The sequence below is a fragment of the Brevibacillus sp. TJ4 genome (assembly GCF_044627595.2).
Classification (GTDB): domain Bacteria; phylum Bacillota; class Bacilli; order Brevibacillales; family Brevibacillaceae; genus Brevibacillus.
On record NZ_CP185865.1, the window covers coordinates 1,068,736 to 1,081,648 of the forward strand.

The following is a 12,913-nucleotide window of genomic DNA, read 5'->3' on the forward strand; positions in this document are numbered from 1 at the left end:
GTGCTTCATTTTGTACCGTCCAGCCAAATTCCATATGGTCAGGCTACACCCTGTGGTACTTTCAATTCAGGCGAATTGCCTGAATTTTTATTTTTCGGGAGGAGAAACAGATGAAGAAATGGCTGCTCTCTGTCTTGATCTGGGGGGGAATCGCCGCGCTCGGGGCAGTTGGCTTTGGCGTACTTGCCCTGTCTCGCGGTGAATCGGTCAACTCTTTTTGGCTGCTGACTGCCGCTGTTTGTACTTATGCTGTAGCCTACCGTTTTTACAGTCGGTTTATCGCCAAGAAGATCATGGGGCTCGACGACAATCGGGCTACCCCTGCCGAGGTCAACAACGACGGAAAAGACTATGTGCCGACGAACAAATGGGTCTTGTTCGGCCATCATTTTGCTGCCATTGCCGGAGCGGGCCCGCTCGTCGGTCCAACTCTGGCGGCGCAGATGGGCTATTTGCCGGGGACGCTCTGGATTATCGTCGGGGTCGTACTGGGCGGAGCCGTGCAAGATTTCATAATTCTCTTCGGATCGATGCGCCGCAACGGCAAGACGCTGGGGCAGATCGCCAAGGAAGAGATCGGCCCGTTCGGCGGAGCGCTTGCCCTGATCGGAATTATCGCCATTATGATTATTCTGATCGCCGTTTTGGCCATGGTCGTCGTAAACGCACTGGCGGAGTCGCCGTGGGCTACCTTTACCATCTTTATGACGCTGCCCATCGCCGTGCTGATGGGGCTGTACATGCGCTACATCCGGCCCGGGCGCGTCATGGAAGGGTCGATTCTCGGTCTGGCCCTGCTGTTCCTCTCGCTCTGGTGGGGCGAAGCTGTCGCCAACTCGCCTATCTGGGGACCCGCCTTTACATTCAGCAAGGTGCAACTGGCCTGGATGATCATCATCTACGGCTTTGTCGCATCGGTGTTGCCGGTCTGGCTGCTGCTGGCGCCGCGCGATTACTTGAGCTCGTTTCTGAAGGTAGGGACGATCGCCATTCTCGCTGTTGGAATCGTTTTCACCCTGCCGCCGCTGCAAATGCCTGCACTGACACGCTTTATTGACGGTACCGGCCCCGTTTTTGCCGGAAACCTGTTCCCGTTCCTGTTTATTACGATCGCTTGCGGGGCCGTCTCCGGCTTCCATGCGCTTGTCTCATCGGGAACGACACCCAAAATGATCGCCAAGGAATCGCATGCGCCCCTGATCGGGTACGGTGGGATGCTGATGGAGTCCGGCGTAGCGATCATGGCGATGATCGCGGCCTGCGTACTTACGCCTGGCGTCTACTTTGCGATCAACTCGCCGGCAGCAGTGATCGGGTCCGATCCCGTGACCGCCGCACAAACGATCTCGTCCTGGGGCTTCGTCGTAACCCCGGACATGCTGACGACGCTCGCCCATGACATCCAGGAAAACACGATTCTCTCCCGCACAGGAGGAGCACCGTCGCTGGCAATCGGGATGGCGACGATTTTTTCCAGCATCCTTGGCGGTCAGGCGCTGATGGCGTTCTGGTATCATTTTGCGATCCTGTTTGAAGCCGTCTTCATCCTGACGACAATTGATGCGGGTACGCGCGTCGGGCGTTTTATGATCCAAGACATGATGGGCAACGTAATCCCCAAATTCAAGGACGTCACCTGGCTGCCGGGCAACATCGTCGGTTCTGCGGTCATTTCGGCAGGCTGGGGGTACTTCCTGCTGCAAGGCGTAATGGACCCGCTGGGCGGAATATACACGCTCTGGCCGCTGTTCGGTATTGCCAACCAGATGCTGGCGGCAATCGCCTTCACGGTCGGCACGACGATTATTTTCAAGATGGGCAAGGCTGCCTATTCCTGGGTGACGCTCTTGCCGATGGCATGGCTGTCGATCGCGACGCTGACAGCGGGCTGGCAAAAGCTGTTTCATCCTGATCCGAAGATCGGTTTCCTCTCGCATGCGGACGCCTTCCAAAAAGCATTGGATGCGGGAACGCTGCCAGCAGGGGTAGCAACCATCGAAGCCGCGCAAAAAATGATCGTAAATGACAAGATCGACGCTGTCGTCTGCGCCATCTTCATGGTCATCACTATCGGGATTATCCTGGACGGCTTGCGTCTGTGGATCAATATTTTGCGCGGGAAAAAATACGAGCTCCACGAGTCCCCCTACGTCAAATCCAAGGGAGACATCCTGGACGGAACGGGTCATCACCTGGCATGAGAAGGAAGTGGAGAGCGATCCGCAAGTCTCTGCGGCGCATCGGTTCAGCGATCAAAACCATCTTCGGAATGCCGGACTACGATCGTTATCTGCAACACTGGTACGAAACCCATGCCAAACCCGGTCTGTTTCCGATGACCGAACGCGAATACTACATGTATGCGCTGCGTGAACGGTATGAAAAAGGCGGAGTCACGCGCTGCTGCTAACAGTCGTGAAAAACGGGCGTATTTCGAATCAGAGAAAACGCGAAAAAGGTATCCGGCCAACGAAGTCAGCCGATGCCTTTTTTGCCGTTTCCAAAGGCGAGTCACTGGCTTCGTTTCATGCACATGGAAGGAGGACATGATGGTGTAACCGCAGGTAAAGTATGGTACACTAGAAGCAAAGTCAAGTTTGGGTGGCGATACGTGTGCAAACATCATCACTGACGGCGTTGAAAGAGCTGGCTCTGCAATGTGCCCGATCTGCGGGAAAGCTGAGCCTGGCCCGGATGAAAGAGCCGTTTACCGTAGAATACAAGACATCTGCCTCCGACCTGGTTACGGCCGTAGATAAAGAAGTGGAAAAGCATGTGGTCGACATGATCTTGCAGCGGTACCCCGACCACGGGATTTTGGGGGAAGAAAGCACGTTTACCGGTGATCCCGGCAAGTACGAGACGCTGTGGGTGATCGATCCGATCGACGGCACGACCAATTTTGTCCATCAGCAGATCAACTTTTCCGTCTCGATTGCGGTCTACCACAAGGGAGAAGGATTGATCGGAGTCGTCTACGACCCGTCGCGCGACGAGATTTTTCACGCTGTCAAAGGCGAGGGTGCGTACCTCAATGACCAGCCTCTGCGGCTGGAGCGGCAAGTTCACCTGGAAGAAGCGCTGCTCTGTACGAGCGTCTTCTGGAACAAGCGGGCCGAACAAATCGGCATCGACCAGATCGTGAAAAAACTGGCGGGCAAGGTGCGCGGCATGCGGCTGCTCGGCAGTGCCGCACTGGAGCTGGCCTACGTCGCGGCTGGGCGCCTGGACGGGTACGTCAGTCTTTCGCTCAATGCGTGGGATTTTGGTGCGGGAAAGATCATCGTCGAAGAAGCGGGCGGGCGTGTAACGACCATGCGCGGAACCCCCTTGCCCTTCGACCAGAAAAGCAGTGTGATGGCCTGCAATCCGGCCTTTTACGAGGAATTGCAGCATTACCTGAGCATGAACGAAAACATGTAAAGCGCAACAGACAAGAACTCCGCCGGTTGGAAAGCCGACGGAGTTTTTTGCATAGGGTGGAGAAAGAGAGGAGGGAAGTGCGTGAGAGAAGCGTTGTTCGAAGGGAGCATCCGCCTCATCCTGCACAACCAGGCTGATTCCGGGGCCTACCTGGCTTCCCCCGGCTTTGCCCCGTACCGATACGCCTGGCTGCGTGACGGTACCTTTACCGCCTATGCGATGAATCGCGCTGGCAGGCATGAGAGTGCCAGCCGTTTTTACCGCTGGTGCGACAGGACGATCCGCCGTCATGCCGACAAGGCGCGACAGGCAATTGCCCAGGCGCGGGAGCAGAAGATGGACAGGCAAGGCTTGCGCAGTCTACTGCTGCACGCCCGCTACACAGTCGGGGGCGAGGAAGTAGGCGGAGAATGGGGCAGCAGCCAACTGGACGGCTTCGGCACGTGGCTGTGGGGGTTGACGGAGCACATCCGGCTGAGCGGGGAAAACGGTCTGCTGGAGCAGTGCTCCACCTCCATCGCGCTGACATTGGACTATCTGGAGGCGTGTTGGCAGCTTCCCACTTTCGACTGCTGGGAAGAGGCGGGGGATCAGGTCCATCCCTCCACCCTCTCGGCGATATACGGCGGAGTCAAAGCGATGGAGCCGCTGCTGCCGGAACGCGCCGAGGCTTTGGGCAGGCTGGCAGAACAAATCAGGAAATATATCTGGCAGCATGGAGTGGAGCAGGGGCGCTTTGCCAAATCGATCGGCAATCCTGCCGTCGATGCCAGCCTGCTCTGGCTCGCGCTGCCTTTTGGTGTAGTCGAGCCGGGGGATCAGGTCATGGTGCGGACCGTCCAGCAGATCGAGCAGGAGCTGGTCACGGGTCACGGTGTTCACCGCTATGCCGCGGATACGTATTACGGCGGCGGGGAGTGGCCGCTTTTGTCTGCCTGGCTGGGCTGGTACTACGCGCGGACAGGATCGGCAGACAAAGCAAGGGAAATTATGCAATGGATCGAGTCGCAGGCACTGCCGGAAGGATTGCCGGAACAAGTGGCGGATCACTTGTTGGCCCCGGACTGCTATGCGCAGTGGCTGGAGCGGGAAGGCCCTTCGGCTGTGCCGCTGCTCTGGTCGCACGCGATGTATCTGGTGCTGGCTGCGGAGCTGGAGAAAGCGGGTGGATAGGCCGGTCAGCTCCTATTGCCTTTGGCGCTGACCAGCAGGGCGTCTTGCAGGTCGCGAATTTCTTTTTCGATATTGGGGTAACCGGGGATATGCGGGATTTCTTTTGGCGGCAGCGGCAGCGTATCTTCTGCTGCTTTTGCCATCGTCTCGAAGACGAGCAACAGCCGGGACAGTGTCGTGTCCGGCAAGGTCCGCTGCTCCTCGTACTTCATGCATGCTTCGAGCAGGTAGCCGAGCTGGACGATAGAGTAAAACGCCGGCCAGAGAAAGGCAGTCCGCTTTTTATTTCCGGGAATTTCCCCGAGTGCTGTGGCGTAGACCACTTGCAGGTTGGTCAGATTGGTGTGCATCTTTCGGCGCTCTACCGAATCAAGCAGGCTGGTTCGATTCGTATGGCCCGAAAACAGCGCCAGCAAAAACTGCTGCTGGCTGCGGATCGTCTTGGCCATTAGATGGGGCAGCAGGCTGGAGGCGTGCCTTCTGCTAATCACAAGTGTGCCGACCAGACCGATCGCACAGCCGATCAGAACGTCCACGAAGCGCACGGAAGCCAAATAGGAAATGTTGTGGGTATGGATGGTGCTTTCGACCAGCAGCAGCGCGTTTGGCGTCAGAAAAAAAGTGGCGATGGCGTAATTCACCACGATCGCCAGCTCCGTCAAGACCGTCAACAGCGAGATGATGGCGATCAGCACGTAGCCTTCGGGCTCGGCTTGCAGCAAAATGGCCGCGATCAAAATGCCGACGATCGTACCGACGGAGCGCTGGATCGCACGGTGGAAGGTGGCGATGATGGTCGCCCCTGACATCACCGATGCACACGACAACGTCACCCAATAGGCGCGGTTAAAACCGAGCGAATAGGCAACCAGCGCGGCGACGATCAGGACCACTCCGTAGCGTACGGCAGTCAGAAAGACGATCGAGTGCTTGTCGAACGCCCCGCCAAAAACGATCCCCACCCCCGGCTTGGAGAACGTGGTCTTCCAGTTGCGGGTGGCGGGTGCCTCCACGAGCATGGCTCCTGCTTGCTGAATCAACTGAAACAGACGGCGAATGTTCTCATCCGCGTCCTCTGCGATCTGTGGTGCTGCCTCTGCGGATTGGTGCGGATGCCTGATTCCTTTTGCGATGTGACGGACGGCTGCTGCTAATTCGGGCGGCAGCCTTCTGCCTTTCTCGACGGAGTAATCGAGCGCCTCCAAAAAGATCGTGTTTGCTTGCTTGTGCAAGGAAAGCAGGGTGTGGAAAAACGCCGCCTTTTTCCACGGGGTAAAAGCGGCTACCAGCGTGTCTTCCGCTATTTTCAACGAAACGAGCAGTTCCTGGCGAGACTGGTGGAACGTCCCGGTACCGACAGCATCGAGAAACGCAGCCAGCTTTTTGTACAAGTCCTGTACGGCATCCGTCTCGGGTCCGTGCGGGCGGTACAGCCAGCCAATCATCCCGATGACCCACGATATTGCGCCGCCGAGCAGCACTGCTCCCGCCCGGTAGAGGGCATTCTCCGGTTCGAGCGGCATGCCAGTCGCCAGTGAGAAGCCAAAGACAAAAAAGATAGCCGCCGGACCTTTGATGTTCAATGAGCCAAACACAAACGTGACAATAGCCCCGATCGCGCCTACGGCCAGTGCAGATGCCACAGGATGGGCTGCGAGCAGGGTGCCGAGCCATACAGAAAAGGTCATTCCCGCCATGACAAAGAACAGCTTTTTGGCCCGCAGCGCATACGGAATGTTGGCGACGTACAAATAGGTAAAGCTGCCAATTACTGCGAGCAACCCGAAGTTCAAGTCTCCACTCAGCACTCCCGCCAGGATGGACAGACCGGAACAGACGCCAGCCAACAGAGCTTTGTTCCAGGGCAGGGGGACTTTGTTGAGGGTAAACGCTTGTCCGATCATCTCGTTGCTTCCTCTCACAACCTTGCTCTGCCTAGCCTTGCTCAACCAGGCCTCCGCTATTCATGCCAAGCGCCGTTGCACGCTGTCACACGTGAACAGCAAAAAAGCAACTGCGAACGCAAAACGAAGCATAAAAGCTGCATTTTTACAGATAGTAAGCGAACGAAGCAAGAAGTGCAGCAGCCGGCCTGGTGAGCAAAGGAGGGTGAGGAAGTGTGACGGACTCTTCTGTGATGGGTCAGGGGGGAAAACAAAAACATCCGCCTGGCCTGTACTTGTTATTTTTGACCGAGATGTGGGAGCGGTTCAGCTATTACGGCATGAGGGCGCTCCTGACGCTGTACCTGACGACTGCGCTGATCAGCGGCGGACTTGGCTTTGACAATGCATCAGCGCTGAGCTTGTACGGCTTTTTTACAGGTGCAGTCTATTTTACGCCGCTGGTGGGCGGCTATTTGTCAGACCGATACATGGGCAGAAGACTGGCGATTACCATTGGCGGGGTCGCGATGGCACTGGGGAATTTCGTCCTGTTCGCCATGCACAGTGTGACAGGCTTGTATATGGGGCTCGCCCTTTTGATTATCGGCAATGGCTTTTTCAAGCCGAATATTTCCACGCTGGTGGGAGAGTTGTACTCCGACCAGGACAAGCGAAAAGATGCAGCCTTTACGATCTTTTACATGGGGATCAACCTCGGAGCCTTTTTCGCACCGCTCATCTGCGGGTATTTGGCGGAGGATTTGTTCCGGACGACGGTCGACGGCGTGGTGCAATACGGCTTCCGTTACGGTTTTCTCGCCGCTGCCATCGGCATGGTGATCGGACAAGTGTTCTTCAACACGCTGGGCGATCGCTATCTCGGCGACATCGGCAAAAAGCCGGCAGGGCGGTCGCCTGACCCGCAAGAAGCCGCAGCGGCCAATGCCCCGCTTACTGACAAGGAAAAGCAGCGCACCGCGGTCATTATTATCATCACGTGCTTTGTAGTCTTTTTCTGGGCGGGTTTCGAACAGGCGGGCAGCTCCCTTACACTGTATACGGATACGTTTGTGGACAAGCATCTGTTCGGCTGGGAAGTGCCGACGTCCTGGTTCCAGTCGCTCAACCCGCTGTTCATCGTCATTCTCGCTCCGGTCTTGTCGGCATTGTGGGTAAAGCTGGCATCGACCAAGCGAGGCGATCTGAGCATCCCTACGAAAATGGCGTACGGCATGATTTTGCTCGGTCTTGGCTTTCTGGTCGTCATGCTGGCCGTGCTGCAAACCGGAAGCGATGAGGCGAATATCACCACGAAAGTAAACCTGATGTACATCGTATTTACGTACTTGCTGCACACCTTGGGCGAATTGTTTCTCTCGCCCGTCGGTCTCTCGATGGTGAGCAAGCTGGCACCGATCAAGCTGGCGTCGCTGCTGATGGGAGTCTGGCTGGCAAGCTCCGGCGTGGCCAATATTATCGCGGGCAAGCTCGCTGCCTATACGCAAACATTGGGGTATCTGGAAGTGTTCTCGCTGATCGGTTCGCTTTCAATCCTCATGGGGCTGGTCCTGCTTTCGATCTCACGCGTGCTGGTGCGGATGATGGACTAGCTCGCGTACAAGCCTGGGATGGATGTCCCGGGTTTTTTCGTGCGCAGCAAAAGACAAGCTGGCAATCGAAAAGAAATCATCAGATCTGCGTTATGGTACGATCAAGATACCAAGTAGAGTAAGGGGAGGATTCAGGATGTTTCTCAATCAGATACCGGTCGTAAAAGCGGAGATGCTGATTCGCATGCCTGTAGCAGAGGTCTTCGAGGCATTTGTCGACCCACAGATCACGACGAAGTTCTGGTTTACGAAAAGCAGCGGCAGGTTGGAAGCAGGCAAGAACGTCCGGTGGGAATGGGAGATGTACGGGGTCGCAGATGAGCTGTACGTCAAGGAAATTGAGCCTGACAAGCGCATTTCCGTGCAATCGTCGGATGGCAGTACGATTGACTGGGTCTTTACGGCAAGAGCAGACAACGAGACTTTCGTCACGATTACAAGCGCAGGCTTTGTCGGCAATGGAGACGAAATCGTCAGCCAGGCGATTGATTCGATGGGAGGATACACGATCGTCCTCTGCGGGCTGAAAATGTACCTCGAGCACGGGGTCACGCCACAATTCGTGGCGGACAAGTCTCCTGACGCCCATGTACGCTAAGGAATGAAACAAGCATTTTCAAACAGGTAAAGATCAAATGTTGGCAGCGGCGGTCGAACCCTTCAGGTTTGGCGGCCGCTTCGTTTTGGAAGAGGCGCTTTTTTTACTTGCATTTTCCATTGGAAAACGGTAGCATATGATAATGATAACCATTATCACGATAATTCCGATCCTATTTTCATAAATCCAATCCAAGAAGGTGAACCAGATGTCGATTGCAAAAACGATCCGCGAGCGGCGCTCGATCAAAAAAGGATACAAGCCGGACCCGGTGCCGGAAGAATTGGTACTGGAGCTGTTAAATGACGCGGTGTACGCGCCCAATCATGGACTGCGCGAACCGTGGCGTTTTCTCTTTGTCTCTACCGAGAGCAAGCAGAGCTTTATCGAGGCGATGCTTCGCGTGTACCCTGCCGATCAGCATGAAAAACGGCGCGCCCTGTTCAGCGAGCCGTCCGCTTTCCTGATTGTCATTATGAAGGAAGATCCGCGCCAAAAGCAGTGGGAAGAAGACTTTGCCGCTACCAGCACACTGATCCAGAATTTTCAGTTGCTCGCCTGGGAACGCGATCTGGGCGTGGTCTGGAAAACAAATCCGCACATCTGGGACCCTGCTACGCACAAGATTTTAGGGGTGCAGCCGGGTGAAAAAATCGTCGGTTTTCTTCACCTTGGATTTTTTGATAAGGCGGAAGCACCGAAAGCAGCTCCGCGAACACCTGCCGAACAAAAGTTCAGCCGCTTTCAGTAAACAAAAAAATCCGCCCGTTTGTAGGGCGCATACGGGCGGATGACGGAAGGACATATGTCCATCGTAGGGTCTGACATCTACTAGCATAGACGTACGATGTGAAGATCGTGTGAAGCCATTGTTAATTTTTCCAAAAAATTTCCGCGCCGATTGCTTACAAACGGGAGCGTTGCCTTCCATTTTCAGAACGAATGGGCAGGGAGAAAAACGATTCCATGTACTAGGTGCACGCTTTTTTTGAGCTCGTACCTAGACAGGCATCCATGCAGAAGTGGAAAAACTCTCATATCCTGATAACTGAAAAACTGATGCTGCTGTAAAGCGGCCAGTTTTGATGCATCCAGAGAGGAGATGGGAGTTCATGGAAACCAGAGGCTTTTTTGGCGGTGGCAGCTTCTTGTGGATCATCTTGATCATCGTGCTGATCTTTGCTGTATTTGACGACTATTAATGAAAAGCGCTGACCTCTTTACGGGGTCAGCGCCTTTTTTGTTACGTCTGCAACCGCTGCAAAAACTGGCGGGTGCGCTCTTCGCGCGGAGCGGCAAACAGCTCCTGCGGCGGACCGCTCTCCACGATGACACCTTGATCCATAAAGATCACTTCGTCGGCAACATCGCGGGCAAAGCCCATTTCATGCGTCACGATCATCATCGTCATGCCTTCCTGGGCGAGTTCCTTCATTACTTTCAACACTTCGCCGACCAGTTCCGGGTCGAGCGCAGAGGTAGGCTCGTCAAACAGCATGACTTGCGGTTCCATAGCCAGCGCACGGGCGATGCCGACACGCTGCTGCTGCCCGCCGGAGAGCTGCGAGGGGTAGTGGTCGAGCTTGTCGGCCAGACCTACCTTGGCCAGCAGGGAAGCCGCCTTTTCGCGCGCGGCCTGGCGATCTTCCTTCTTCACCGTGACCGGTCCTTCCATCACATTTTCCAGTGCGGTCATGTGCGGGAAGAGGTGGTAATTCTGAAACACCATTCCGGTCTGTTTGCGCAGCTGCGCGATCTGCGAGCGGTCTGCTTTTTTCGTGAAGTCGACGCTTACCTGACCGATCTGGACACTTCCGCTCGTCGGAGTCTCCAGTGCGTTGAGACAGCGCAACAGCGTCGTTTTCCCGGAGCCGGACGGACCGATGATGACGACTACCTTGCCTTTTTCAACGGTCAGCGAGATCCCTTTTAACACCTGCAAGGAATCAAATTGTTTGTGTACATCTCTGACGGTTATCATCTTTTCCCTTCCCCCTGACGGTGATTACACATACCTCTCCAGCCTTGCTTCCAGCCGATCCTGGATGGCCGACAGCAGGAGGCAGATTACCCAGTAGATCAAGGCTGCTTCAATGTAAAGGAGCAGCGGTTCGTAAGTCGAGGCGACGATTTCCTGTGCTTTGCGAAACATCTCCGGCACGAGAATGACGGCAGCCAGCGACGTATCCTTGACCAGGCTGATAAACGAGTTGGACAAGGGGGGAATGCTGACTCTCGCGGCTTGCGGCAAAATGACGCGGCGCAGCGCTTGCCAATAGGTCATGCCCAGCGAGTAGGCTGCTTCCCACTGGCCTTTTTGGATAGACAGGATCGCGCTGCGGATGACCTCGGAGGAGTAAGCGCCGACATTCAGGGAAAAGCCGATGATCGCCGAAGGAATCGGATCGATTGTCAGCCCGATGCTGGGCAGGCCGTAAAAGATGATGTAGAGCTGTACGAGCAAAGGCGTACCGCGGATAATCGAAACGTACACGCGGGCGATGGCGACCAGCGGCTTGATGCCGGAAATGCGTGCCAACGCCGTAAAAAAGGCAAGAATCAGACCGAAGAAAAACGCGACGATGGCAATTGTCAGCGAATAGTACAAGGCTCCCTTCACCAAAGGGAGAAAGGAGCTTTGTGCAATGTTGATCATTCGCTCGAGGCGCTCGGGATTGGCAAACAAGTTATTTGGAGACATCTTCGTTAAACCACTTCTCGGAAATTTGTTTCAGCGTGCCGTCGTTTTCCATCTCCTCCAGCGCTTTGTTGAAGGCTTCGACCAGGTCGTCGCTGCCTTTGCGGAAGAGGAAGCCGTTTTTCGCGACGTTCGGATCTTTGGCTACGATTTTGATCGGCGTGTCCGGCTTTTGCTTCAGGAAGTCGAGCAGGGAAAGCCCGTCGTTGATCGTCACGTCGACGCGTTTGGAGACGAGCAGGTCGATCGCCTGGTTGAATCCTTCCACACCGACGATTTCAGCGCCGTTGTTGCGGGCGATGTCGGTCAGGTTGCTGGTCAGGGTTTGCGCGGCTTTCAGTCCGTTAATATCTTCGAAGCCCTTCACCGTCTCATTGTCCTTGTGCGTGACGAGAACTGCTGTCGATACCGTGTACGGAGTGGAGAAATCGTATTTTTCCTGACGGTCAGGGCGGATTCCTACCTGGTTGGCGACCACGTCAAAACGGCCCGAGTCGAGTCCGGCGAACATCGCGTCCCACTGTGTCTCCATAAACACAGGCTCGACGCCGATCCGCTTCGCTACTTCTGTGACGACCTCAACATCGTATCCGGTCAATGCGCCAGACTGGTCATGGAACGTAAATGGAGCGTACGTGCCTTCTGTACCGATCAACAGCTTGCCCTCAGCCTGTACCTTTTCCAGCAGGCTTTGTTCGGCTGCAGGAGCAGGTGATGCAGAGTTGTTATCAGCAGAAGGGGCGCCGGAACCGGATGTTCCGCACCCTGCAATTCCTACGAAAATGCTGGACAATAAGAGCGAAAGAAATATCTTTTTCATCGTGAAAACTCCTTTTGCTTGATCTGGCTTTCTTGCTATATGGTATGGGCTGGGACGGTCTTTGTCAATCGAAAAAGTTTTTAATTCCGATCTGTATGCTTTGAGATGTGTTTTTTGCCCTTTTGCTTATCGTTGCCAATAGTGAATAACAGTATGTCGTGACAGCAGTTGAGCTTGTATGGAAAGAATCGTACAATGAAAAAAGCTGTGATGGCATGACAGAAGGAAAAGGAGCGACGCCGATGTTGAATGATTGGCGCGTCTATACAGATGCAACGGGAACAGAGGAGAAACATGTAGCCTGGCACGAGGCGTTGAAGGCCATTGCCCAGTTGAATGGCAAGGATCACACACTGGTCCACGCTGCGTACGGGGACCACGTCGACCTGGTCGTAGCGGGAGGAAACAACGGCAAGGTGTTGGTTCAATGGAAGGAACACGACCCGCAGCGGCATTTTGTCCTGGCGACAGATGAGATGACGGCAGTGATGGCATCGCTGACGATCGAGCAGGAGGACGTTCCGTTTCCAGCGTCCTGGTGTGTGCCGCTGGAGCAAGTGATTGCCGTCTGCGGAGATGTGCTTCGCACCTGTGACAAGGGAGAGCCTGCCGGTTTGAAGTGGCTGCCGATCGAAGCGTAGCCAGGATCGCTGTGTTGCAGTACCGCGCCCGTTTTGTCCTGCCCGCCTCCTGAAGCTGGACTCG

12 protein-coding genes are annotated in these 12,913 nt (G+C 55.3%); 8 read left to right on the plus strand and 4 right to left on the minus strand.

Annotated elements, in window-relative coordinates; all coding sequences use genetic code 11:
• Window positions 1-110: 110 nt before the first annotated feature.
• The 4 genes from ACAF76_RS04945 (at window position 111) to ACAF76_RS04960 (ending at window position 4,596) form a co-directional block, all read left to right on the plus strand.
• A complete protein-coding gene (locus ACAF76_RS04945; RefSeq protein WP_400162794.1) occupies window positions 111-2,201 on the plus strand; it encodes a carbon starvation CstA family protein in 2,091 nt (696 codons plus the stop codon).
• A complete protein-coding gene (locus ACAF76_RS04950; RefSeq protein ID WP_400162795.1) occupies window positions 2,198-2,410 on the plus strand; it encodes a CstA-like transporter-associated (seleno)protein in 213 nt (70 codons plus the stop codon). Before ACAF76_RS04945 ends, ACAF76_RS04950 begins: the two co-directional genes overlap by 4 nt.
• A 203-nt stretch (window positions 2,411-2,613) precedes the next feature.
• Window positions 2,614-3,423: an inositol monophosphatase family protein gene (locus ACAF76_RS04955; protein WP_400162796.1), complete on the plus strand. Its 810-nt coding sequence runs from the start codon at window positions 2,614-2,616 to the stop codon at window positions 3,421-3,423.
• An 81-nt stretch (window positions 3,424-3,504) separates the two neighbouring features.
• Window positions 3,505-4,596, plus strand: coding sequence for a glycoside hydrolase family 15 protein (locus ACAF76_RS04960; RefSeq protein ID WP_400162797.1), 1,092 nt, complete (start codon window positions 3,505-3,507; stop codon window positions 4,594-4,596).
• 5 nt (window positions 4,597-4,601) lie between these two features.
• Here ACAF76_RS04960 and ACAF76_RS04965 read toward each other — a convergent pair whose 3' ends face one another.
• A complete protein-coding gene (locus ACAF76_RS04965; RefSeq protein WP_400162798.1) occupies window positions 4,602-6,500 on the minus strand; it encodes an FUSC family protein in 1,899 nt (632 codons plus the stop codon).
• Window positions 6,501-6,733: 233 nt separating this feature from the next.
• Here ACAF76_RS04965 and ACAF76_RS04970 point away from each other — a divergent pair, with 233 nt between their 5' ends.
• From ACAF76_RS04970 to ACAF76_RS04980, 3 genes are all read left to right on the plus strand, one after another.
• Window positions 6,734-8,092 carry a peptide MFS transporter gene (locus ACAF76_RS04970; protein ID WP_400162868.1) on the plus strand — a complete coding sequence of 453 codons (1,359 nt, stop codon included), beginning with the start codon at window positions 6,734-6,736 and terminating at the stop codon, window positions 8,090-8,092.
• Window positions 8,093-8,228: 136 nt separating this feature from the next.
• Window positions 8,229-8,690, plus strand: a complete 462-nt coding sequence (locus tag ACAF76_RS04975) for an SRPBCC family protein (protein ID WP_400162799.1) — start codon at window positions 8,229-8,231, stop codon at window positions 8,688-8,690.
• A 208-nt stretch (window positions 8,691-8,898) separates the two neighbouring features.
• Entirely contained in the window at window positions 8,899-9,441 is a 543-nt protein-coding gene (locus tag ACAF76_RS04980) for a nitroreductase (protein ID WP_400162800.1), read from the plus strand.
• Window positions 9,442-9,933: 492 nt separating this feature from the next.
• Here the strand turns inward: ACAF76_RS04980 and ACAF76_RS04985 are convergent, their stop codons facing one another.
• The 3 genes from ACAF76_RS04985 to ACAF76_RS04995 are packed head-to-tail and all read right to left on the minus strand — an operon-like array spanning window position 9,934 to window position 12,208.
• A complete protein-coding gene (locus tag ACAF76_RS04985) occupies window positions 9,934-10,671 on the minus strand; it encodes an amino acid ABC transporter ATP-binding protein (RefSeq protein ID WP_400162801.1) in 738 nt (245 codons plus the stop codon).
• Between the two features lie 24 nt (window positions 10,672-10,695).
• Window positions 10,696-11,391 carry an ABC transporter permease subunit gene (locus ACAF76_RS04990; RefSeq protein ID WP_400162802.1) on the minus strand — a complete coding sequence of 232 codons (696 nt, stop codon included), beginning with the start codon at window positions 11,389-11,391 and terminating at the stop codon, window positions 10,696-10,698.
• Window positions 11,378-12,208 (minus strand): amino acid ABC transporter substrate-binding protein, encoded by an 831-nt coding sequence (locus ACAF76_RS04995; RefSeq protein WP_400162803.1) that lies wholly within the window; start codon window positions 12,206-12,208, stop codon window positions 11,378-11,380. The genes ACAF76_RS04990 and ACAF76_RS04995 overlap by 14 nt, the downstream gene beginning before the upstream one ends.
• 242 nt (window positions 12,209-12,450) lie before the next feature.
• Here ACAF76_RS04995 and ACAF76_RS05000 point away from each other — a divergent pair, with 242 nt between their 5' ends.
• Entirely contained in the window at window positions 12,451-12,849 is a 399-nt protein-coding gene (locus tag ACAF76_RS05000; protein ID WP_400162804.1) for a hypothetical protein, read from the plus strand.
• The last annotated feature ends 64 nt before the right edge of the window (window positions 12,850-12,913 follow it).